The organism is Marinifilum caeruleilacunae, from assembly GCF_013141825.1.
Taxonomy (GTDB): Bacteria; Bacteroidota; Bacteroidia; order Bacteroidales; family Marinifilaceae; genus Marinifilum; species Marinifilum caeruleilacunae.
Genome location: NZ_RZNH01000001.1, coordinates 215509 through 239733 on the forward strand (window position 1 = coordinate 215509; position 24225 = coordinate 239733).

Here is a 24225-nt window from a genome sequence, read left to right on the forward strand (position 1 = left end):
TTTATTATTCAGTTTCAATTACACCTGGAGAAGGCATCGCAGTTGGGATAAAATCTACAGCTGAATTATTGGTATCCATTAAAACAACTCTACCATCGGCTTCTACATAGCTAACTTTACGTTTTACCGATTTACCATAGCGTGTATCATCACCATCACCACTATGAGTCCAGGTTAAATCCAAAGTTGGCGACATTGCTTTCCATTGATACTCTGATGGAGTACTACATCCTACTGCATCAATAATTGCATCATTTGGAACTTCCCATGCATCATTGTCCATATCGAAAACCAAATCTCCGAACACGAATTTATAGTCATAATGGTATGCATAATCGCTTGTAAAAGCTTCAGGTGTTACGTCATTCATTCTAAACAGAATATAAGAGTTATAACCTCTGTTATGTAGATGCCAAACTGATGTTGAAGCGGAGACCATTTTAATCATATTAGGAACTTCAGGAACATCTACATCAATATCAGCACCATCGAACCACTCAAAGTCTGATCCTGATAAATCAAATGAATTTGCGTTATCAGAAATGTGGTTAATAGCTATATCAGAAATTAAAATAGATTCTCCTGGTTGTACAGGATAGTCTGTGCCATTTCCAGGTATTCTATATACAGCTCTAACAGGTGTAAATTCATTTCTGTTATCAGGAGATAAATCTACTAGTTTATCAACTGTCTGAAATTCTGTCTCTCCAATACACAGACCATCAGCATAAAGTACTTTTGAAGTGTTATTATACAATTCGAAATACTGATCTCCTTCTAAATATGGATCTCCTTCAGGAGTTTTGGTATCAGCAAAGAAAATTTCAGATATTACGAAATCAGATTTTGAACTGTAAACAAATAAATCTATATCAAGGCCAAATTCTCCACCTTCAATACTTACATTTTCTTTAAGACCTCTTATTGCACCGTGCATTAAAGTCTTGTTGCCATCTGCATTAACTGCATAATAATCAATTTCACCAGCAATTAGAAAATTGTAGATTCCCTCTTCCAGATCAATTGCAGGATATTCGAAACCATTTAATTCCATTACAATTTCTTCTCCCGAATTCACATTAGTAACGGTCAAATCTCCAAAATAGAAAGATGAGGTTTCAATATCATCGGGAGTATTTAACTGAATTGTTAAATATGATACAGGTATTTCATTATCATCATCGCTACAAGAGAATAGCGATACCACCATTAAAAGGCTTAAGCCAAATATCAGCTTTTTCATTTTTAGTTATATTATAGATTAATATTAAGTTCCATACCAAAATATGGATTTGAAATTCTTCTCACATGTAATCCGTCTTCAGTTGTATAGCTAGGGTGATAATCGAGTATGCTATTCACATAAAAAGACAATTTCATATACTCACCTATTTCTTTGGAAACAGTTAAGTTAATATCAATACCAATTGGAGTTCTTTTGGTATCAAACTCATTAGAGCTAGGTTCATCGTATAAAAACCTTAGAACAGGATCTGTAGTATCAGATTCATCATACTTAAAAAAGTTGCCTGATTTATCCATATAAGAATCAGGCATACCATTATGAGGATTGCGTTTATTCTTATAATACCACATACATTGTATTGAAGTTGAAAAAATCAATCCAAATTCCTTTATATGTGTATCTGCCCTAAAATTGGTATTAAATTGTTCATATTCTTTACCTAGGTCCCAATTGTAAAGACCTACATATGGATATAGACCGACATCAATATATTTCTGAGGTCTTTTATAGGTAGGTTGACTTAAATCGTATTTAGCTTTCATCCAGGCACCATTAAGCGAAATTCTAGATTTTAATGCTTTAATTTGTCCAAAATCAATTTGATATTCGAAACCTTGCTTTGTTTCTTTGGCACCATTGATATTTTGGTTATAAAACATGAAATCTTTCTTGTCTTCAAACTCAAACATATCAACCGTTGGCGGTTCATTTATATCTTTTGGCTGAGGTCCTGAACTAATGTCATATAATTTATAATCCATTACAGCAACACGACTTAAATTCTTATATCCATTTTTTAATTCTTCGCGATATGCATTTAAATATGCACGAATTTTACCAAGCCTAATATTTAAGCCTAATTCAAACTTCTCATTTCTTATTGGGTCTAATTCATAATTAACAGGATCAACAATTTTTGTTTTATAATGCACCTGTCTCAAATTTTCATTCTGTGAATAATAAGTCAATTGTACTTTATCAAAATATTGTACATCGGGATACAAATGAGACAATCCAGGAAATTTAGAGTGCATACCATACCCCCCAATAAACTCTAGGTTTACATCTTGATTCCAAATATTAATTTCCGGTAACTTCCAATTTAAATTAATGCGTGGATCGAAATAAAATTTATCGGATATTTTGTATGCTGAATTGACATTAAGTGCCCTATTTGCTCTTACTCCACCTTTAAATATAATGGTGTGTAGTGATATTGGCAGAACTATTTTATCTTCGAAATAAACTGCTATTTTTTGCATGGAAGGAATATCCTTTGATGCTCTCGGTCGACCTACTCCAGCATACAGTGGTCTGGTTTCATCATATACCTCTCCATCCCCAAAATTTTTACTGTAATTCCAATTTGCACCTAAAAGAATATTGTGATTTAAATTAAAAGTCTTTGCAACTAAATAACTGGAAATATCAGATGATATATAAACAGGTTTACCATCGAGTTTTAAATGTCCCATGTAGGAACCTGGTAAATAAGTGCCGTAAAATTCACCTTCTTCTCTATTTGTATATACCGGAGTTCTATTTCCAGCAACAGGTTCTGTTAAATTTTTTTCATTTTGGGTGTAACTGGCATTTACCAATACATCGAGATTTTTGAACCATGAGGAAGTGTTATTTGAGATGTTTAGTGATGATCCAAATACAATCTTATTGTATTTGCTATCATAAACCGACTCTTGTACATCAATTTCAGGGTCTGTCTTACTCTCATCAAAAGATCCAGTATAATCGAAGTTTGAATGAAATGTTATAGAGTTCTTAGCTTCTTTTTTGTATTCGAAACGTATCGATCCTGTTATTCTACTGTAATTAACCTTAGGATTCCTTGCATCCGCTTTATAATCCAAAAAGTCCAAATCCATATTTAAACGACTATCATCATTTAAATCAATCCCTTTACCTACAGAAAATAATTTTGAGCCAGGATCTGACTTTATTCTTGCATAAAAAGGTTTTGCTTTGTATGAACGCTTGATATTAACCAATCCACTTGTCAAGTCTCCATATTTTACTGATGGAATACCTCTTACAATTTCTACCGATTCAATATTATCAGTCGAAATCAAGCGCATATCTATCCCTTTTCCTGTTGTATTTCTATTTGCAATATAGCTTCCATTTCCATCGGTAATATTCTGTAATTCTGCATCATTTGATAAAGTATGTCCATCGATTACAAAGGCAGTTCCAAAGGAGGTGTTATAGTCATAGTCATAATCATTTGCTTCGAGAGGTTCACGCAATGATATCAACTGCATGCTAGTCATTTTATTTTTAACTGTAACACCGCCAGGCAATAATTCCAATATATCTGCAAAACTAGAAGGCTGTAAGTGTCTTAGTGCATCTTTTTTAATGGTCGATGATGTTCCATTCACTCGAGATTCTTCCGCAATTACAGTTACTTCGTTGAGTCCTTGTGTTTCCACTTCCATACTTATTTGGAAGTTTTTTATTCCTGAGCGAAGAGTAATTTTCTGTTCAATTGTTTTGTATCCCAAACAGGAAACATATAATATATAATCTCCAGCTTGTACATTTTCTATTGTAAACTCACCATTATTATTGGTAACCGACCACTTATGCACTTCCTTTAAAACAACAGTTGCCAATTCAACTGGTATTTCAGATTCAGCAACAATAACTTTACCACTAAAAGTGATCGTCTCTTGTGCGTATATCGATTTGTTAGTCAATAAAACAGCAAAAACTAAACAGTATGAAAGTATCTTGAATTTCATTGTTTAATATTAATTTTACATTGTTCACGCCACAACTTGTATGGCGCTTGATTTCAGAGATATAAGAAAGCCAAAAAATTCATAGGGGATTTTCCACAAAAGTATGCGATAGCTTTACTTAACACAATCCTCATAATTGGTGATATCATCAAGCTGAAATCATAACATCTTATGAGAACTTTTAAAAAGGCTTGTAAATTTGATCAGGTAGACTGTTGAAAACAGCAATATATTTGTGTAGAGCTTCACTAGCCGGAATACAAAAAAACCTTACCAGCTAACATCTGGTAAGGTTCGCAAACTAACAAAATTTAAATTAATAGCTTTTCAGCCTTAATTTAAAAATTATACAACTATCACTTTTTCTTCTGCTTATTCGAATTTGATTGTTTGGTGCTTCTGGCTTTTTTCATCCAATCTTCTTCGATAAACAACAATCCATTCACCGATTGAACTGTAATCTTGTCGGAATTATCTGTGATTGATAAAATTTTCATATTTCTGTCTATTAAATTGTTAAGGTTCTGTTTGATAAAAGTAATACCAGAAACTTTGACTATCAATCACCATATTTGATGAAATAACTACAGGTGAATCATTATTTATTATGATATCATACTCCACAAATAGCTATTAACTTTACTTTATTACCTCCGGCTAATTATGTCATACATCTTGCTTAAACGCATATTGATAGAATCTATATGCAAGTTGATATAAAAAGCTATGAACTGCCAGCTTTTTAAATTACATTTGACATCGAAATGAATTTGGTGCAACAACACATAAAACACATTACATTAATTGGCATCTGCCTTATCGGTATGCTAATTGTAAATAATGCTCTGTTTACACATTGGCATTCAATGCCTGATGGACAGATGGTTGTTCACGCCCATCCATTTCATAACAGCACTAATCCTCCTGCCGAGCATGATCATAGCGAGAATGATCTTCAGATTCTTCAGAATATTAGTGTTTTGTTTTTTATTGGCGCTCTGTTTGTAGCATTTCTTCTCAAGAATGAAGCCAGAGAAACAAATGATACATTAAATGTATCCCATTACAATGTTCTCTGCATTAGAGATTTTGGCAGGGCTCCGCCACAATAAGCCACATACTTCATTTTTTCCCTTTTCGGGATTCTCACAATTTTATTGTGAACAATTCTGTTTTGTCAAAACCATTGGCAGAGCACAATCTGTATGTAAAAATTTATAACAAAAAATATCTCATCATCTCACCATTCATCAAAGTGAATGGGTGGGCTATGATGATAGCACACACTTTTTTATGAAAAATTTTATTTTAGCAATTGCCGTTATATTGTTTTCGGCACAATTCGTTTTAGGTCAGAAAAAACATAGCGATGCAGTAATCGTGGGACATGTAGTTTGCAACGACGAACACATTCCTTTTGTGAATGTAACCATTAAAGGAACCACAATTGGTACATCGACCGATGGAACAGGTCACTACCGATTGGTAAATTTGCCAGTTGGAAAACTAACAGTTGTAGTTTCGGGTTTGGGATACAAAACCAGCGAGAAAATAATTACAACCGAAGCTGATAAAACCATCGAAGTAAAATTTGAAATCGAAGAAGATGCATTAGGTATCGACGAGGTTGTGGTTACAGGCGATAAAGGTGCAAGCAAAAGAACCGAGTCTCCAGTAATTGTAAGCTCCTTGTCTCCTGCCCTGTTTTCGGTAAGTCAGTCGACCGTACTTAGCGAAAGTTTGAATTTTAGTCCTGGCTTACGAATGGAAACCAATTGTCAGAATTGTGGTTTCAACCAGGTACGTATGAATGGTATGGAAGGGCCATATTCACAAATCCTGATCAATAGCCGCCCTATTTTTAGCGGATTGGCTGGTGTTTACGGATTGGAATTGATCCCAACAAACATGATTGAAAAAGTAGAGGTTGTACGTGGTGGTGGTTCTGCCCTTTACGGTAGCAACGCCATTGCCGGTACCATTAATATGATACTGAAAGATCCTTTGGTTGATTCTTACGAACTGGGAGCAAGTACGAGTCTTATTGGAGTTGGTGTAGACGGAGCTGATGATCCTGCATTGGATTACAATGCAAATTTTAATGCATCGGTAGTTTCTGATGATTATAAAACAGGCTTATCGGTATATGGATTTTATCGCAACAAAGAAGCATTCGACGCCAACAATGATGGTTTTAGCGAACTAACCGAGATCGACAACACAACAGTTGGAACACGCTTCTTTCACCGCTTTGGATTCAGAGGAAAACTAGCTGTTGATTTCTTTCACATCGACGAAAAACGAAGAGGAGGAAACAAACTAAGCTATTTGCCTCACATGGCTGATATTGCGGAGCAATTGGAGCATAAAATAACAACAACAGCAGTTTCCTACGACCAGTTCTTTAGAGAAGAAGATAAGCTATCTCTTTATGCCTCTGGTCAGAAGGTCGACAGAGCATCCTACTATGGTGTTGAGCGTTCATTAGCTGATTATGGTCAAACCGATGATTTTACCTATAATGTAGGAGCTCAATATGATGCAAAATTCATGAACTCTTCATTGATTTTCGGTCTTGAAAATACCCACTCATCTCTTGATGATAAAAAATTGGGTTACTACGATAAGGACCAGGATATCTATACCGATAATGTTACCATATCAGATCAAACCAGTAATACGGTAGGTTTATTTGCCCAGTATACTTACAAATTTGAGAAGCTTAAGTTATCATTGGGAGGTCGTTTCGATCACTACAGCATTAAAGACAAAGCTGCAGACAAGCAAGCTCATTCCGACAAATCGGGAAATGTTTTTAGTCCAAGAGTAAATGTTCTTTACGATATCTTGCCCGAATTGCAATTTAGAGTAAGCTATTCGCAAGGCTACAGGGCACCTCAAATTTTCGATGAAGACTTGCATATTGAAGCATCACAGGCAAGAAGGGTAATCCACAAAAATAGTGAAGACCTTAAGAAAGAAACCAGTCATAGTTACATGACTTCATTGGACTACAACACCACAATTGGAAATACCAAAATTGGATTCCTAGTGGAAGGTTTTTACACAAAATTAAACGATGCATTTGTTAAAGAATCATCTGATCCGGATGAAAACAATGTGGTAACTCGTCTACGTACAAATGCCGAAGATGGCGCTAAAGTATATGGTATCAATACTGAATTAAGCATTTTCCCTTCAAGAGATCTTTCTATCGTTGCAGGTTTTACATCACAACGAAGCGAATATCAAAAACCACAGGAATTCGATACCAAAAGTTTTCTAAGAACACCCAATAACTATGGATTTATTACTGTAGATTGGGATTTTGCAGGCAACTGGTGTCTAAATGCAACTGGTAACTATACAGGAAAAATGTATGTTCCGTACTATGGAAATACCATTAGTGATCCTATAGCAGGAGAATTAAGAGAAAGTTCTTCCTTCTTCGATGTAGGTACTAAAATTGAATATACCACACAACTAAATGGTGCAAGCGTAAAATTCTGGGGTGGTATTAAAAATATTTTTAATTCTTACCAGGACGACTTCGATAGAAATATCGATAGAGACCCTGGTTATATTTATGGACCTGGAAGCCCAAGAGTTATTAGCTTCGGGGTTAAAATAGGTAACCTACTATAAAATGAAGTAGAACAAAAAAAAACCTCCTTATCAGGAGGTTTTTTTTACTACAACACAAGCTTTACATTGCTTCTTCTGGTTTGATAATATTATTCATTAAAGCATAAACCGTTAAGCCTGAAATTGTTTTAATCCCAAGCTTACTGGTAATATTTTTACGATGCGTAATTACCGTATTAATCGAAATAAATAACTGATCTGCAATTTCTTTATTGGAACATCCTAAAGCAACTGCTTTAAGAACATCAATTTCCCGATCACTTAAGCCTCTCGAATCTTCGTCCTGAGAATCATCGGTCATAGGATCGTAGAAAAATTGTTGAAGTTTCTCAACAACACTTTTTCTGCTGCTGGTTTGAGAAATAAAATAATCGAACATACATCTCTCACTTTGTTGTTTCCCGATCAAAATGGTTCGGCACATACATGTCGATTTTTTAACTCCTTCAAAACATTCCATTTTTTGCTTTTGCATGATATCTTCGCAAAGAATGAGAAAATTTGTCTGTGGTACATCTTTCAAAATACATTCCAACTCGTCGTAGCTATCCGCCTCATGCACTTCAGATTCCAATCCAATTACATTTAGGAGGGTTTTAACTCCAAGTCTTACCAAATATTGTTCCGAAGCAATTATAGTATGAACTTTTCTGTTTTCAATTTCCATAATACTCCAAAACCTTTTTTTCCAACATTTTAACCTTTGGTATAAGCACCTTTTCTTCCATCCTAGTATGATCTTCAATATCACACTCAAGTTCAAACAATTCTGTTAAAAGGTGTTCACAATCATCTTCACAATGCAATGGTGGTAAAAACCTGATAATTAGATTTTTCAAATCGGCCAGTTTCACTTCTAGACTCTCGTGATTGCGTTCGTATACCTCAATCGGGTCATTCTTAATTTTATTTATGAGTTCCTGGCTGCAATTGTTTGTACTCAATGCTCTCTCTAAATCAAGAACATACGGAAAAACACTTCTTTCCTCCTCTTTAAAATGATGCTCTACATCAACTTTATATTCTTCAAAAAATGTTTTGAGTAAACTGATATTTCTGCAATTCTCCTCTTGAGCTTCCTCTTCCATTTTTTTAATAAAAAGCTCAATATGTGGCACTTTAGACTTCAAATAGTATGTATGGGTATTGGTCAGGTATTCAACCATAACCTCGGCATTAAAATCACTAAAATGTTTATCCGGAAAATAATCCGAATTGTGATAAGAATTCAATATTTCAAGAAAAAAGGGCACATTCACTTTTTTTTCTTCGCAGATTTCATTCACAGTTTTATTGCCAAAGCCTAACTTTATTCCAAACCTGTTAATCACAGGAAGCAGTTGATAATCTTTTAAAATGATCTCTGCCATTTTACTATGTCTTGTAAAAGCTATCATTCACATTTGTTTTGTTAATTTGATATTTGAGTTGCAGGAAATCAGTTATTCAACAAGATATCTTCTGATCAATTAAAAATAGATGATTCCTGGCAGCTCCTACAAAATTAACTTATCAATATGCAGAATGAAATCCCAATATGTTATGATTTTTATAAACAAAAAGGCCTTCCAAACGGAAGGCCTTTTATATATAATCACCTAATAATAGATTAGATTGCGTCTACAATTGCATTTAATGTAGCTGATGGACGCATTGCTTCAGAAGCCTTTTCATCGTTTGGCATGAAGTAACCTCCAACGTTCATTGCAGAACCTTGAGCGTCGTTCAATTCAGTAACGATTGTTTCTTCCTTCGCTTGCATGTCAGCAGCAACCTTAGCAAATTTCTCTTTCAAGTCAGCATCTTTATCCTGAGCAGCCAAAGCTTCAGCCCAATACATACCTAGGTAGAAGTGAGAACCACGAGTATCCAATTCGTTCACTTTACGTGATGGAGACTTTCTTTCATCTAAGAACTTGGTTACACCAGCATCCAAAGTATCAGCGAATAGCTGAGCTTGCTCGTTGTTAAAGTTGTTTGCAATGTGCTCGAAAGAAACACCTAATGCAAGGAATTCACCTAATGAATCCCAACGCAAGTGACCTTCTTTTTCGAACTGCTGAACGTGCTTAGGAGCCGATCCACCTGCACCAGTTTCGAATAATCCACCACCATTCATCAATGGAACGATAGATAACATCTTAGAAGAAGTACCTAGCTCAAGAATTGGGAACAAGTCAGTTAAGTAGTCACGCAATACGTTACCAGTTACCGAAATTGTATCTTCACCTTTACGGATTCTTTCCAATGAAACAGTAATTGCATCAACCGGAGCAAGGATACGGATATCCAATCCAGCAGTATCGTGATCTTTCAAGTACTCGTTCACCTTAGTGATTAACTGAGCATCGTGAGCACGATTTTCATCCAACCAGAAAATTGCAGGAGCACCAGTAGCTTTTGCTCTGTTTACTGCCAATTTTACCCAATCCTGGATAGGAGCATCTTTCACCTGGCACATTCTGAAGATATCGCCAGTTTCAACTGCTTGTTCCATTACAACAGTTCCGTCGAAATCTACAACGCGAATTGTACCTTCGCCTTGTGCGTAGAAAGTTTTATCGTGCGATCCGTATTCTTCAGCTTTTTTAGCCATCAAACCAACGTTTGATACAGATCCCATAGTAGATACATCGTAAGCACCGTTTTTCTTACAATCATCGAAACAAACCTGGAACATTCTAGCGTAAGATCTGTCTGGAATCAATGCCACACAATCCTGAAGCTGTCCTGCTGGATTCCACATTTTACCACCATCACGAACAACAACTGGCATCGATGCATCGATAATTACGTTGTTTGGTACGTGTAGGTTGGTAATTCCTTTATCTGAATCAACCATAGCCATATCTGGACGAGTTTTGTAAACTTCCATGATATCAGCTTCGATTGCCTCTTTTTTATCTGCTGGTAACTTCTCAATCTTTGCGTAGAGATCACCTAAACCGTTGTTGAAGTTTACTCCCAATTCCTTGATTGTATCAGCGTGCTTAGCAATTGCTTCTTCGTAGAATACTTCTACTGCATGCTTAAACATTTCAGGATCAGAGATCTTCATCATAGTTGCTTTTAGGTGAAGAGACCATAGTAAGCCTTCTTCTTTAGCAGCTTCGATTTCTTTCTTGAAGAATGCGCGTAAAGCTTTTACATTCATTGCAGCAGTGTCAACTACTTCACCAGCTAACAATTCAACTTTTTCTTTCAATACAGTTACATTACCTGCATTGTCAACAAACTCGATACGAACATTGGTATCTTTCTCAATAGTTACTGATTTTTCAGAACCATAGAAGTCTTTCTCAGACATGTGAGCCACGTGAGCTTTTGAATCTGCCGACCACGCACCCATTCTGTGTGGGTTTTTCTGAGCAAACTTCTTTACAGAAGCAGCAGAACGACGATCTGAGTTTCCTTCACGTAATACAGGATTTACTGCACTACCCAATACTTTTGCGAATCGTGCTTGAAGTTCTTTCTCTTCAGGAGTATTAGCTTCTTCCGGATAGTTAGGAATATCATATCCTTTTTCCTGTAATTCAGCAATTGCAGCTTGCAACTGAGGAATTGAAGCACTAATGTTAGGCAACTTAATAATGTTAGCCTCTGGAGTTAATGATAGTTTTCCCAGCTCAGTCAAATAATCAGGAATTCTCTGATCATCAGTTAAGTTCTCAGGAAAATTAGCAATAATTCTACCTGCTAAAGAGATGTCTTTAGTTTCAATTTCAATGCCTGAAGTCTTAGTAAAGGCTTTGATAATAGGCAACAATGAATAGGTTGCCAAGGCTGGAGCTTCATCAATCTTGGTATAGATTATCTTTGCTGTCTGTGCCATGTTGGTTGTTGTTTTGTGTGTTTAATTAAAAATAGTCTGTTTAATTCTTCCGTTAGAATTAAGCACAATTCAAACTTGGGATAAACATATATATTTTTTTAATTCCCCAATTTAAAAGAGCTTATTTTTTAACGATTTTTTTCTTTAATTATAATCATCTGTAAATAAGGCTCATGAACAAATTCATGAGCCTTATTTAGTCTATATTCCATATGCTTTATAACCTATTTTGCATTTCTACTCGAAATCGAGGGCCAATTTTTTCTTGAGCAATGCTAAAGACGGATTTTTTTCGGATAATATTCTTAAAATATCAGTCTCGTTGTACACCTTTTTTGTGCTTTGCGTTTGCTCCAATCTTGTAAATAATTCCACCTTTGGATTTGTGAAAATTCGACGCAAATAATTCTCAAGTTCCAATTTCAGATTGTTGATATCCTCCAACTGTAGATTATTAAAAGTTTTAATCAGAACCTTCGATTCCTTAATTACGATTTCGACGGTAGAAAGTGAGATTCTTATTCTCTCGTCCTTTTTCTTTATTCTTGCAAACTCTTTCAGTTGTCCTAAAACCCCGACATTGGTAAATTCAAATACCTTTTCGCTCGTAGCAACACCCGAGGAAGTATCCATTTTATCTGCTGGCTTCGAATCAACTTTTGGTCGCTGAATTCCTGTTTGTAATGCTTGCTTGATTGATACGGTAGGTGAGTATGAATTTCTACTCACTCCTGCATTTACCACCTTCTTCTTTGCTGATTTCTCAGCTTGATTATTTGCATTCTCTTTTATAGTGGCTGATACAGTGGCAGCAGGCTGACCATTTTTAGCCTGCGTATTTTGTGTTGGAGCAAGGCTTCTGCCCTCAACTAATATCTTTAATAGCTTCTTGCTGTTTTTTTTTAGGTTAGTTCCTTTTTTTTTTGATTCAATTATCTGGGACAATTGAATTAAACTAAGCTCTATTAATAAGCGTGGATTCTGACTGGATTTATAAGCAACATCGCATTGGTTTAATATGCCGAGCGATTCGTAGAGAAAATCGACAGGACATTTCTTGGCCTGATCGACATATTTTTGTTTGACACTATCGCTCACTTCAAGCAATTGAATCGTGGCCTGGTCTTTTCCAACCAAAACATCACGTATGTGGGCACTCAAACCTCCAATAAAGTGATGACCATCGAATCCTTTTTCGAATATCTCGTTCAGCATTATCAATACATCGGTAACTTTTCCTTCTAATGCTGCATCAACAATTCTAAAATAGTAATCGTAATCCAATACATTCAAATTCTGAATTACATTTTCGAAAGAGATTTCTTTTCCCGAAAAGCTTACAATCTGGTCGAAAATCGATAAGGCATCGCGCATGGCACCATCGGCTTTCATTCCAATTACGTTTAAAGCTTCTTCGTCGATGTTTACCGATTCTTTCTCAGCAATGTTTTTAAGATGCTTCACTGCATCTTCAACTTTAATTCTGCTGAAATCGAAAATCTGGCAACGAGATAAAATTGTAGGTAAAATTTTATGTTTCTCCGTAGTTGCCAACACAAATATTGCGTGTGCTGGTGGTTCTTCCAATGTTTTCAGGAAAGCATTAAAAGCCGATGCCGATAACATGTGAACCTCGTCGATGATATAAATGCTGTAACTTCCAATTTGAGGTGGTATTCTTACCTGGTCAATTAGTGTACGGATATCATCAACAGAGTTGTTCGAAGCAGCATCCAGTTCGTGAATATTGTAGGAACGGTTTTCGTTAAACGCCTTACAGGATTCACATTCGTTGCATGCTTCAAAATCGGAACTAATATTGGAACAGTTTATTGTTTTTGCAAAGATTCGTGCACAGGAAGTTTTACCAACACCACGCGGACCACAAAACAAATAGGCGTGCGCCAAATGATTGTTTTTAATAGCATTCTTTAAGGTTACGGTAATAGACTCCTGACCTACAACTGTTGAAAAAGTTGAGGGACGATATTTACGAGCTGAAACAATAAAATTCTCCATATATATAATAAAACCTTAGCAGGTCGATTTTCTTTTTTCGAATTTCAAATATACAGAATCAATACCAATATAACATCACGAAAGTGCGAAGAATTTACAAGCAATTTTGCAGGTATTTTCTTATGTCCGACAGGCCAATATTTTAGCCAATCAAGACATCAAAAAAAGACTTCCGAATCAATTGAAAGTCTTTCTGTTTGTATTGTATATTACTGTTTGATTTTATGCTACTGTATCGTAACGAGATACACGATGAACACCTTTTATGCGTCGTAGTTTTACCATCAAAGTATTTAAGTGTTCAATATTTGAAACTACTACAGTTAGGTTTCCTTCAAAACTTCCTGCATTGGTTTCTACCGATATGGATCTCATCTGTACTCTTAAATCTTTACTGATTACCTCAGAGATATTGGTCACCATGCCCAATTCGTCATCGCCGGTAATATGAAGCACTGCCTGGTAGGAAGCAGCTCCTTTTTCTGTCCAGTTGGCCTTTACCACACGATATGGATACCTGCTCATCATCTCTTTTGCATTCGAACAGCCCACACGGTGAATACGGATCCCTTTTCCAATGGTAATAAAACCGAAAATATCATCTCCAAAAATCGGGTTACAACATTTCGAAAGTGTATAATCCACATTGGCAATGTTCTGATCCACAATCAACACATCCTCACCAGCAGTCTGTTTGGTTCTGGATGTATAATCCGGCATGTCTTCCGGAGCCTTTTCCTCAACTACTTCTTCTCTGGTTAAAATCTCTTTTATTTCCGATAAATCGTGCAATTCGGTGGCAATACCATAATACAAATCCACAGCAAGTTTGTATTTGTATTCGCTCATTAACTTACGGATATTTTCATCGCAAAATTCAATCTTCCAGTTCTTCATTCGACGCTTTAAGGTCTCTTTACCCAAATCGGCTTCCTTAAGCATCTCCTCTTTCATCGACTGGCGAATTTTGTTCTTAGCCTTTGTCGTTACCACAAAGTTTAACCAGTCCGATTTTGGTTTCTGAGTATTGGAAGTGGTTATGGCAACCTGGTCACCATTTTTCAACTCCTGTCGAATGGAAACATTTCTTTGGTTCACCGTACCGCCAATACATTTCCCTCCCAAATCGGAATGTATCGAATAGGCAAAATCAAGTAAGGTAGCTCCCAATGGCAACTGTTTTAAATCGCCTTTAGGTGTAAATACATAAATTTCCTTATTGTATAAATCCGCCTTAAACTTATCAATTAAGTCAATAGAATCACTCTCTTGGCTTTCAAGCACTTCTCGAATATCCTGCAGCCAATTATCAAGACCTCCTTCACCTTTTCCTCCCTTGTATTTCCAGTGAGCAGCAAAACCCTGCTCTGCAATTCTGTTCATTCGCTTGGAACGAATCTGCACCTCTACCCACCTGTTATCCTGACCTAAGACAGTTGTGTGCAAAGATTCATATCCATTGGATTTTGGAATGGTAATCCAATCGCGCAAGCGCTCCGGATTTGGCCTGTATAAATCACTCACAGCAGAATACACTTTCCAGCATTCCGACTTCTCCTTCTTAGCCGAAGCTTTCAGGATAATTCGGATCGCAAAGATGTCATAAACCTCTTCGAACTCAACCTGCTTCTTTTTCATTTTATTCAAAATAGAAGCAATGGTTTTTGTTCTTGCCTTAATCTTGTATTTTAAACCGAGTTGGTCCAACTCATTTTTAATTGGATCTACAAAATCATGAATGAACTTCTCACGTTCTTCTTCCGAATCTTTCAGTTTCTGAACAATTTCAAAGTAAATATCGGGTTGAAGGTAACGCAGGGCCAAATCTTCCATATCCGATTTTACATTGTACATTCCTAAACGGTGTGCCAATGGGATATACAAGAATTCTATTTCTTTGGCCAATGCTGTTTGTTCTTTCTTCGACTTGTGCTCCATATTTCTCAAGTGGAACAGTCGATCGGCCAGGATGATTAACACAACTCGTACATCATCGGCGAAACTGAGCAAGAGCTTTCTAAAATTCTCGGTATGCTGGGTAAGGTTTTGATTGTATACACTGGTTACTTTTACCAGTCCTGAAATGATTTGCGATACTTTAGGACCAAATAGTTCTGTAATTTCATCGATATTAACATGTTCTTTTTGAACGATATCATAAAGAAGAGCACAAATTACCGATGTACGTCCCAAACCAAGTTCTTCCACTACGATTTGAGCCACCGATAAGGATCGGTAAATGGCAGGGTCGCCATTACTTCTTCTTTCTCCTTCGTGGTCTTGGAGGCTTAAGTCAAATGCTTTTCGTACCAGTTTGATATCTGCCCTGGTCACAATATTTTTACAGGTCTTAAGTAGGTGTTTATACCTTTGTAATATTTGCCTTCTTTCTTCTTCTTCCCTATTTAATTCTGTCATAACTTTCTCACTTCATCAAGAGATTTACACATAACGGCATGCAACTAAAAATTCGATTTAAGTCCTGCTTCTGTTTATTAAGAATTTATTATTCCTTCAGCTTTTTAAAGCTCAATAAAAGTATAAAAGCTATTAAAAACAGACAAGAAGATTAATACTTTTTAACGTATTTAAAGCAATATAGAATTTACGAAAAAATAATTAAACTAGTGTGCTCATCTCATTATCAATTCATTGCTAAATTCTTGCAAATTGAGTATAAAAAACTGCACGGATTTCTTAAATTTGTTAGCTCAGCATAAGAATAAACAGCAAATGAACTCTGGCAAATTGCAGAAAATACTCTTCACCCGACAGCTTTCCGATAAGCACTACGATTTCGGTAAAAAACTGGGATTATCTATAGAAGATTATCCTTTTATAGAGATAGAGATAAAGCATTTGCATGATGAAGAAATTAGAGCAATTGAACAAGATCGAAATGCATCCTGGATTTTCACCAGCAAAAATGCTGTACAAAGTCTCGTTGATTCTCTCGCCAACCTGTCGGATTTTACCGATAGGAAATGCTTCGCTGTAGGAGAAAAAACGGCAGAAACATTACGAAACTACAATTTCGAAGTAATTGTTCCTGATAGCCATAATGCCCTCTCGTTAGTAGATCGATTGGCAAATGAATCAGCAAACACATCTTACTTTTACTTTTCGGGAAATATGCGCCGAAAAACCATTAGCAATTTTTTCCTGGAAAATGACATCCATTATCGCGAAGTGGAATGCTACAAAACCAATCTCATTCAACCCGATCTGGATCATCTTGATTTTGATGCTGTCTGTTTTTGCAGTCCAAGTGCAGTGCTTAGTTTCTTCTCAAAATATCAGTTAAAAGAAGAAATTCCATGCATTGCCATTGGTAACACAACGGCCGTTAAGCTTCTGGATTATAGCGAAAATGTGGCTATGTCTGAAAAGACCAATATTTATTCTATGCTTGAAATTTGTAACGAATATTTAAATATTTAAAACCATACACTATGTATCAATACAAAAGAAGTTCGGAACTATTCGATGAAGCCAATAAATACATACCAGGTGGGGTAAATTCGCCTGTTAGAGCTTTTAAATCGGTAGGTGGAACACCTGTATTTATAGAGAAAGCAAAAGGAAGCATTTTAACCGATGCCGACGGAAATGAGTATATCGATTACATTTCTTCCTGGGGACCAATGATTCTTGGTCATGCTTATCCAAAAGTAATTGAGGCCATAAAAGAAAAAGTGGAAGATTCAACCTCATTTGGTGCTCCAACTGAACTGGAAATTGATATTGCCAAATTGATTGTTGAAATGGTTCCTAACATCGATAAGGTGAGAATGGTGAATTCAGGTACAGAGGCTTGTATGAGTGCCATTCGTGTTGCCAGAGGTTATACCGGGCGCAACAAATTCATCAAGTTTGAAGGCTGTTATCATGGTCATGCCGATTCTTTCCTGATTAAAGCAGGTAGTGGAGCAAGTACCTTTGGAGTACCAAATTCTCCTGGTGTAACTCCAGGAACTGCAAACGATACGCTTACGGCGAGATACAACGATATCGACAATGTAAAACAGTTGGTTGCTGAAAATAAAGATGAAATTGCGGCCATTATTATTGAACCAATTGCAGGAAACATGGGGTGCGTTCTTCCTAAAAAAGGTTTTATGGAGGAGCTTAGAACACTTTGCGACCAGGAAGGCATTCTGTTAATTTTCGACGAGGTAATGAATGGATTCCGTTTGGCAAGAGGTGGCGCACAGGAGTATCTTGGCATTAAAGCCGACCTGGTTACTTTTGGTAAAGTAATTGGCGGTGGTATGCCTGTAGGAGCATACGCTGGTCCGGATGAAATCATGAAAGTAGTTTCACCACTTGGTCCGGTTTACCAGGCAGGTACTCTTTCAGGTAATCCTATTGCAATGATTGCAGGATACACTTTACTAAAAGATTTGAATGAAAACCCACAATATTTTACCGAACTGGAGGAAAAGACGGAATACCTTCACAAAGGACTTGATAAAGTATTGGCAGAATCGGGATTCGACTATAAAATTAACCGTTGTGGTTCGATGATTAGTGTTTTCTTTACCGATGTTGATGTGCTTGATTTTGATACGGCAGCAACAGCAAATAATGAAAAATTTCCTCAATTCTTCCACGAAATGTTGAAAAGAGGTATTTATCTTCCTCCATCATCATTCGAAAGTTATTTCCTATCAAATTCTCTGACTTACGAAATGTTAGACAAAACAATTCAAGCAGCTAAAGAATCTTTAGAAGCTATGAAATAAACAATTTGAGAGTCTCGTATTTGCGAGACTCTCTAGAAACAGCTTTAGTATAAACTAACCAAACTCCCCGGCACAATGATCATTACAAAGCAACATTTACTGGATACACATGAAAGAATAAGCGATTACATCCACAGAACACCTGTTTTTACATCCAGCTTAATCAATGAAATTGTTGGCACTGAAATCTACTTTAAGTGTGAAAATTTTCAGAAAATGGGTGCTTTTAAAATGCGAGGTGCCACCAACGCAATTCTACAACTTTCGAATACAGAAAAAGAGTTTGGTGTGGCCACACATTCTTCAGGTAATTTTGCACAAGCCCTGGCTCTGGCAGCAAAACTTCAGGGCATTAAAGCCTATGTGGTAATGCCTTCCAATGCACCAGAAATTAAAAAGGCTGCCGTTAAAGGCTATGGCGGTGAAGTGATAGAGTGTGAACCCAACTTGCAAGCCAGGGAAACTACCCTAAACGAAGTAGTCAATAAAACCGGGGCCGTTTTTCTTCACCCTTACAACGATTATTATGTGATTCAAGGGCAAGGAACAGCTGCTATGGAACTGATAGAAGATTATGCAGATTTAGATTGCATTTTTGCTCCTGTTGGTGGTGGAGGTTTACTATCGGGTACAGCTTTGGCAGCGAAACATTTTTCTCCAAACACAAAAGTAATTGCTGGTGAACCCATGGGTGCCGACGATGCATGGCAATCCTTTCAGAAGGGTGAAATTGTACCTCAAACCAATCCCAATACCATTGCCGATGGTCTGCTAACCTCTCTTGGCGATAAAACATTTCCCATTATCAGAGATTATGTTGAAGATATCCTAAGAGTTGAAGAAGAGGAAATCATAAGTGCAATGCGTCTGATTTACGAGCGAATGAAGCTTGTTGTGGAGCCATCGAGTGCAGTCGCTCTTGCAGCGCTCATCAAAGAGAAGGAGAAGTACCAAAATCAGAAAATTGGTGTGATTCTTTCTGGTGGAAATGTACAGCTAAGTAAATTGCCTTTTTAATCTAAGTTTGATTTAAAATTCGATGGACCTTAAAAAATTATTGGATCCCTTTCCAATGAAGCAGGAAGCACAACTGGTTGCGCAACGCATTGCCGAAGACCCAAAACATGTTCAGCAACTATGGGAATGGTGTATCAGCAATGAAAAACACTCCTGGCGCGCCACCTGGTTAATGGATAAGGTATATGATATTGATCCGGATCTGGTTCGTCCGTACATCCCCAAAATGATTGCAATCATCCCTAATCTGAATGATGAAAGCAAGCAAAGACAATATCTAAAATTGATTAGCGCAGAAACTCTTCCTTCCGACATTTCAGGTGAGTTTATCAACTCTTGTTTCGACTTTCTGATAAGCACTACAACGCCTGTGGCAGTTAAGGTGCACGCCATGCAAATACTATATCATTTCTCATTAATAGAGCCTGACATTCAACATGAACTTGCCCTGATTATTGAAGAACAGATGGAAAATGGAACTGCAGGCTTTTGCAGCAGAGGAAGAAAAATATTAAAAAAAATTGCTTCTAAACCTTAAAATTTTGATCTAGAAAAAGCATTTTTTAGTTTAAAAATATTTAACTATTCCCTTTCATACTGATAACTAAACCAAAATATCTGTTCATTCGCTAGCTATTAATTGGCATTCATAAAAAATACTTCCCGATCTTTTATTAAGAGGATAAAAGAATATAAATTGCTTATCAATATTTTTTAGGAGAAGTTCAATAGGGATTGCAATGAGCAGGGACAAACAAAATACAATTAGCGAAGAAGAGAAGAGTAAATTGCGGGAAAGTGCAATTGTAAAGGAATTTTCGAGGCTCTCAAAATCCTTACGCAAAAAGAGGCAAATTATCGTATTTTATAGAATCACTGTGAGTGTAATTTTAATTTCATTCTGCGCTTTTATTTACTTTAATCCAGTAAAACAAGCTGATAAAAAAAACACGCAAGTAAAACACCTTACAGCTGCTAAACTTCAAAACAAATCAGAATTTCCTACAATATCCCCAAAGAAGAAAGTGCCCACAAATCATTACTATACAGTTTATTTCGAAAATGAATCCTCTCATCCGCTAGCTCAGTTTCCAAATAAAAAACAATCGGAAGAATTTAGTCGGGTATTGAAAAAAATGCAACTACCCAAAACCCACATTGTAAAGGATAGCATCTATCGTAACCGAAAAAATTTACAAACAGAAATTTATCCATTCAGGTATGCGGTTCAGTTAGGTGCTTACCAAACTGACATTTTAGAAAAATACCGCAGCAATTTAATTTGGATTGTCGATCAGGAAGATGATCAATATTTTAAATATCGAATTGCTCCATTCTATGGTTATTCAAAAAGTAGAGCTTTTGCCAATAAGATAAATCTTAAAGAAACCTATATTTTGCCATTTTAACTGTTATTATTTACTAATCATTGCATATTTATAAGTTAATTGCACCTATCATTAAAAAAATTCAATTTCCCTACTTCATCTCACAGTTTTATTGCTTAATTTTATTGTACCAGAAACGAGAGTAAGATGAAAGCACCAGAACAAATGCCAAAATGGATGTTGGACAAATGGCAAGGTATTGCCGATTTACTGGCTGAAATTTTAAACATACCCGCTGCATTAATCATGAAAGCAGCAAATGAGCAAATGGAAGTCTTTATAAGCAGTCAATCCAATAACAATCCATATCATGTTGGCGATAAAGAAGATTGGCATGGTTTATATTGTGAAGCTGTAATTAAATCGAAAGAAAAATTACTGGTATCCAATGCCCTTACTGATAAAGAATGGGATCGGAATCCAGACATAAAGCTTGGCATGATTGCCTATCTGGGCTATCCCATTTTATATCCTGATAAATCTCCCTTTGGTACGATATGCATATTGGATAACAAGGAAAATAAATTCTCAGCATTGCATGAAAAAATTCTGCTACAGTTTAAAGATGTAATTGAACTGGATTTGGCCTTGATTAGTTCTTTTGAGATACAATCTTCGGAAATGGTTAAGACCATTAAGAAACAGCAGGATCAACTAAAAGAGCAAAATATCGCACTACAAAAAACCAAGGAAAAAGCCGAAGAAAGCAACCGCTTAAAATCAGCTTTCTTACAAAATATATCGCACGAAATCAGAACTCCATTAAATGCCGTTGTAGGATTTTCCGAACTCCTTTCTCTGCCCAATTTAAGCCAGGAAAAAAGAGAATATTTTGCATCCATTATCATTAAAAACTCTGATCAACTGCTTTCGATTGTATCTGATATCCTCACTGTTTCTGCCATAGAAACAGACCAGCAAAAGGTTAATATTGATAGCATTTGTTTGGATTCTTTACTGCAGGACATCGAAGATGTATACAGACTTAAGAATGATGACAATGCTGTAGAATTGATTAAAAAAATTCCAGAAGAACTACGAGGGCATAAGATTAATACAGACAAAACAAAGGTGAAGCAAATCATTACAAACCTGCTAAACAATGCATTCAAATTTACAGAAAATGGCGCGATTGAATTTGGAGTTGCCTTAAATAATAACGCTTATGAATTCTTTGTAAAAGATAGTGGCATTGGAATACCTGAGGAGATGCAGGACGAAATTTTTAATCGATTTACTCAAACCAACGAAACTACAAGCGAATTGTATGGAGGCATTGGTTTAGGCTTGTCCATTTCAAAAGCATTTGTTGAATTATTAGGAGGCAAAATCTGGCTCAAATCTGAAGTAGGTATCGGTTCCAATTTCTATTTCACATTGCCCAATCAATAATTCATAAAAAAGGAGAAAGCCAACACTTTCTCCTTTTTTATCTTATCAGATCAAAACTGATCTATACCTTACATTTTATCTTCCCCAATCGGATTCTTTTACCTTTTTCACCAGGTATTCTACATTTTCAACCGGGATTGTTGGCAACAAGCCATGTCCCAAATTGAAGATCCATTTGTGATCCTTTCTTCCGTAATCCAGGTAATACTCAAATTCACGGTCGATAGCCTCAGGTGTCGATTCCAAAATTCTTGGATCGAAATTTCCTTGAAGAATCATCTCCTCTCCTACAATGTTTCTCACCTCGTGTAAAGGCATTTGCCAATCAACACTTACACAGTCGCACAAATCGTAATTCACCATGTTAATTCCAGTTCCCAGGCCTTTAGGCAAGTAAATTGTTTTTACACCAGCCTCGCGAACCGCTCCCAATATGGCCTTTACCGATGGTAGGAAAACCTCTTTGTACAATTCAACAGGAATTAAGCCGGCATGAGTTTCGAACAACTGGAAAGCTTGTACACCATGCTTCACTTGTTTCAAAGCATAATGAATACTCATCTCGGTGATTTTTGCCACCACTTTCTTCATCAGCTCCTTATCACGGTAAATGGCAGGAACGAAATCAGGAAAATTCTGATTTCTGCTAAAACCCTGATACATGTAACAAAGTGTAGTTAACGGCCCGCCACAAAAGCCAATCAAAGGAATTTCTTTGGGTTTGATTTCAAGAATTCTATCAATTGCTGCATAGATATGATCCAGTTTCTCAGGTTTTTCAGTTAAAAAGCTCAAAGGATCTGCCACATCTTTCAAGGCAGTAGCAAAACTTGGCCCTTTTCCTTCAAAACTTAACTCCATTCCCAATGCTTCAGGAATTACCAGAATGTCTGAGAATAAAATTGCAGCATCAACTCCCAAATCGTGGATAGGCAACAAAGTTACATCAGCAGCCAAATTCGGAGTTTCCATCATCTCTTTGAAACCATATGTTTCTCTCAATTTCATGTATGATGGCAACACTCTTCCCGCCTGACGCATAAACCACATTGGTGGTCTTTCTCTCTTTACTCCGTTTATCGTATCTAAAAATATTGATTGGCTCATCGATTATTAATCGTTAAAGGTTAGTATTAAGCTTTTCCGTTTAGGATATCAGCTACATCTTTTGCATGGTAGGTAATGATAATATCAGCACCTGCTCTTTTGATAGACATCATGATTTCCATCATCACACGCTTGCCATCAATCCAATCATTCGCTTCGGCAGCTTTCACCATCGAAAACTCTCCACTTACATTGTAGGCAGCTACAGGAACATTAAATTCATGTTTTGTACGATAAATTACATCCAGATAACTCAAGGCAGGTTTCACCATTACAATATCAGCTCCTTCGGCGATATCCATTTCTACTTCGCGCATTGCTTCATCGCTGTTTCTTGGATCCATTTGGTAGGTAGAACGATCGCCAAATTGTGGCGCACTTTCTGCTGCATCTCTAAAAGGACCGTAAAATCCGGAAGCGTATTTTGCAGAGTAAGCCATAATTGGAATTTTCTCGAAACAGTTCTCATCCAAGGCTTTTCTCATGTATGCAACACGACCATCCATCATATCGCTTGGTGCAACCATATCAACACCAGCTTCGGCCAATGAAACAGCCTGAGCCGCAAGTGTAACAAGAGTCTGATCGTTATCAACATCACCATCTACAATGGTTCCACAGTGTCCGTGTGTAGTGTACTCACAGTTACAGATATCTGCAATGATATACATTTCAGGATATTTTGCCTTAATGGCTCTGGTTGCCTGCTGTACAATTCCATGATCGTGAGTTGCTACGCTTCCATCCGCATCTTTTGATTCAGGTATACCAAACAACAATACAGATCTAACACCTGATTCCAGTAACTCTCCACATTTTTCGACAAGCATATCGATTGATAACTGATCGTTACCCGGCATACTTTTAATCGGGTTTTTAACCTTTTCGCCCGGACAAACAAAAAGTGGCATGATTAAATCATCAACAGAAAGTGATGTTTCTGCTACCATATCACGAACAACTTTGCTGTAACGCAATCTTCTCATTCGTGTATCAGGAAAAAGTGGACGTAAACTCATAGTGTATGTATTTTGTAATTTTTATTTATTGATATTTATTCAATTTTTCG

The 24225-nt window shown here is 36.6% G+C and carries 18 protein-coding genes; 8 read left to right on the plus strand and 10 right to left on the minus strand.

Going from position 1 to position 24225, the window contains the following annotated elements; all coding sequences use genetic code 11:
- Positions 1 to 4 precede the first annotated feature (4 nt).
- From ELS83_RS01040 to ELS83_RS01050, 3 genes are all read right to left on the minus strand, one after another.
- Positions 5 to 1243, minus strand: coding sequence for a DUF4876 domain-containing protein (locus ELS83_RS01040; RefSeq protein WP_171593638.1), 1239 nt, complete (start codon positions 1241 to 1243; stop codon positions 5 to 7).
- Positions 1244 to 1254: 11 nt separating this feature from the next.
- On the minus strand, positions 1255 to 4008 hold the full coding sequence (locus tag ELS83_RS01045; RefSeq protein WP_171593639.1) for a TonB-dependent receptor: 2754 nt from the start codon (positions 4006 to 4008) through the stop codon (positions 1255 to 1257).
- A gap of 356 nt (positions 4009 to 4364) precedes the next feature.
- Positions 4365 to 4505, minus strand: a complete 141-nt coding sequence (locus ELS83_RS01050) for a hypothetical protein (RefSeq protein WP_171593640.1) — start codon at positions 4503 to 4505, stop codon at positions 4365 to 4367.
- Between the two features lie 276 nt (positions 4506 to 4781).
- Between ELS83_RS01050 and ELS83_RS01055 the strand changes: the two genes are divergently transcribed.
- Complete coding sequence (locus ELS83_RS01055; RefSeq protein WP_171593641.1) at positions 4782 to 5120, plus strand: hypothetical protein; 339 nt, start codon at positions 4782 to 4784, stop codon at positions 5118 to 5120.
- A 181-nt stretch (positions 5121 to 5301) separates the two neighbouring features.
- On the plus strand, positions 5302 to 7653 hold the full coding sequence (locus ELS83_RS01060; protein ID WP_171593642.1) for a TonB-dependent receptor: 2352 nt from the start codon (positions 5302 to 5304) through the stop codon (positions 7651 to 7653).
- A 61-nt stretch (positions 7654 to 7714) separates the two neighbouring features.
- Here ELS83_RS01060 and ELS83_RS01065 read toward each other — a convergent pair whose 3' ends face one another.
- The 5 genes from ELS83_RS01065 to ELS83_RS01085 form a co-directional block, all read right to left on the minus strand.
- Complete coding sequence (locus ELS83_RS01065; protein WP_171593643.1) at positions 7715 to 8320, minus strand: response regulator transcription factor; 606 nt, start codon at positions 8318 to 8320, stop codon at positions 7715 to 7717.
- A complete protein-coding gene (locus tag ELS83_RS01070) occupies positions 8310 to 9050 on the minus strand; it encodes a hemerythrin domain-containing protein (protein ID WP_171593644.1) in 741 nt (246 codons plus the stop codon). Before ELS83_RS01070 ends, ELS83_RS01065 begins: the two co-directional genes overlap by 11 nt.
- A 212-nt stretch (positions 9051 to 9262) precedes the next feature.
- On the minus strand, positions 9263 to 11488 hold the full coding sequence (locus tag ELS83_RS01075; RefSeq protein ID WP_171593645.1) for an NADP-dependent isocitrate dehydrogenase: 2226 nt from the start codon (positions 11486 to 11488) through the stop codon (positions 9263 to 9265).
- Positions 11489 to 11725: 237 nt separating this feature from the next.
- On the minus strand, positions 11726 to 13507 hold the full coding sequence (locus ELS83_RS01080) for a DNA polymerase III subunit gamma/tau (protein ID WP_171593646.1): 1782 nt from the start codon (positions 13505 to 13507) through the stop codon (positions 11726 to 11728).
- A 222-nt stretch (positions 13508 to 13729) separates the two neighbouring features.
- On the minus strand, positions 13730 to 15925 hold the full coding sequence (locus ELS83_RS01085) for a RelA/SpoT family protein (RefSeq protein ID WP_171593647.1): 2196 nt from the start codon (positions 15923 to 15925) through the stop codon (positions 13730 to 13732).
- Between the two features lie 315 nt (positions 15926 to 16240).
- Here ELS83_RS01085 and ELS83_RS01090 point away from each other — a divergent pair, with 315 nt between their 5' ends.
- The 6 genes from ELS83_RS01090 to ELS83_RS01115 all read left to right on the plus strand — a co-directional run bounded on the left by ELS83_RS01090 (position 16241) and on the right by ELS83_RS01115 (position 22049).
- Complete coding sequence (locus tag ELS83_RS01090) at positions 16241 to 16948, plus strand: uroporphyrinogen-III synthase (protein WP_171593648.1); 708 nt, start codon at positions 16241 to 16243, stop codon at positions 16946 to 16948.
- Between the two features lie 11 nt (positions 16949 to 16959).
- A complete protein-coding gene (hemL, locus tag ELS83_RS01095) occupies positions 16960 to 18252 on the plus strand; it encodes a glutamate-1-semialdehyde 2,1-aminomutase (protein WP_171593649.1) in 1293 nt (430 codons plus the stop codon).
- Between the two features lie 75 nt (positions 18253 to 18327).
- A complete protein-coding gene (locus ELS83_RS01100; protein WP_171593650.1) occupies positions 18328 to 19269 on the plus strand; it encodes a pyridoxal-phosphate dependent enzyme in 942 nt (313 codons plus the stop codon).
- Positions 19270 to 19291: 22 nt separating this feature from the next.
- Complete coding sequence (locus tag ELS83_RS01105; protein ID WP_171593651.1) at positions 19292 to 19807, plus strand: hypothetical protein; 516 nt, start codon at positions 19292 to 19294, stop codon at positions 19805 to 19807.
- Positions 19808 to 20009: 202 nt separating this feature from the next.
- Positions 20010 to 20678, plus strand: a complete 669-nt coding sequence (locus ELS83_RS01110; protein ID WP_171593652.1) for a hypothetical protein — start codon at positions 20010 to 20012, stop codon at positions 20676 to 20678.
- Positions 20679 to 20804: 126 nt separating this feature from the next.
- On the plus strand, positions 20805 to 22049 hold the full coding sequence (locus tag ELS83_RS01115; RefSeq protein ID WP_171593653.1) for a GAF domain-containing sensor histidine kinase: 1245 nt from the start codon (positions 20805 to 20807) through the stop codon (positions 22047 to 22049).
- A 75-nt stretch (positions 22050 to 22124) separates the two neighbouring features.
- Here ELS83_RS01115 and hemE read toward each other — a convergent pair whose 3' ends face one another.
- Together hemE and hemB are read right to left on the minus strand one after the other, a co-directional pair.
- Positions 22125 to 23156, minus strand: a complete 1032-nt coding sequence (hemE, locus tag ELS83_RS01120; protein WP_171593654.1) for a uroporphyrinogen decarboxylase — start codon at positions 23154 to 23156, stop codon at positions 22125 to 22127.
- Positions 23157 to 23182: 26 nt separating this feature from the next.
- Complete coding sequence (gene hemB, locus ELS83_RS01125) at positions 23183 to 24175, minus strand: porphobilinogen synthase (protein ID WP_171593655.1); 993 nt, start codon at positions 24173 to 24175, stop codon at positions 23183 to 23185.
- Positions 24176 to 24225 lie beyond the last annotated feature (50 nt).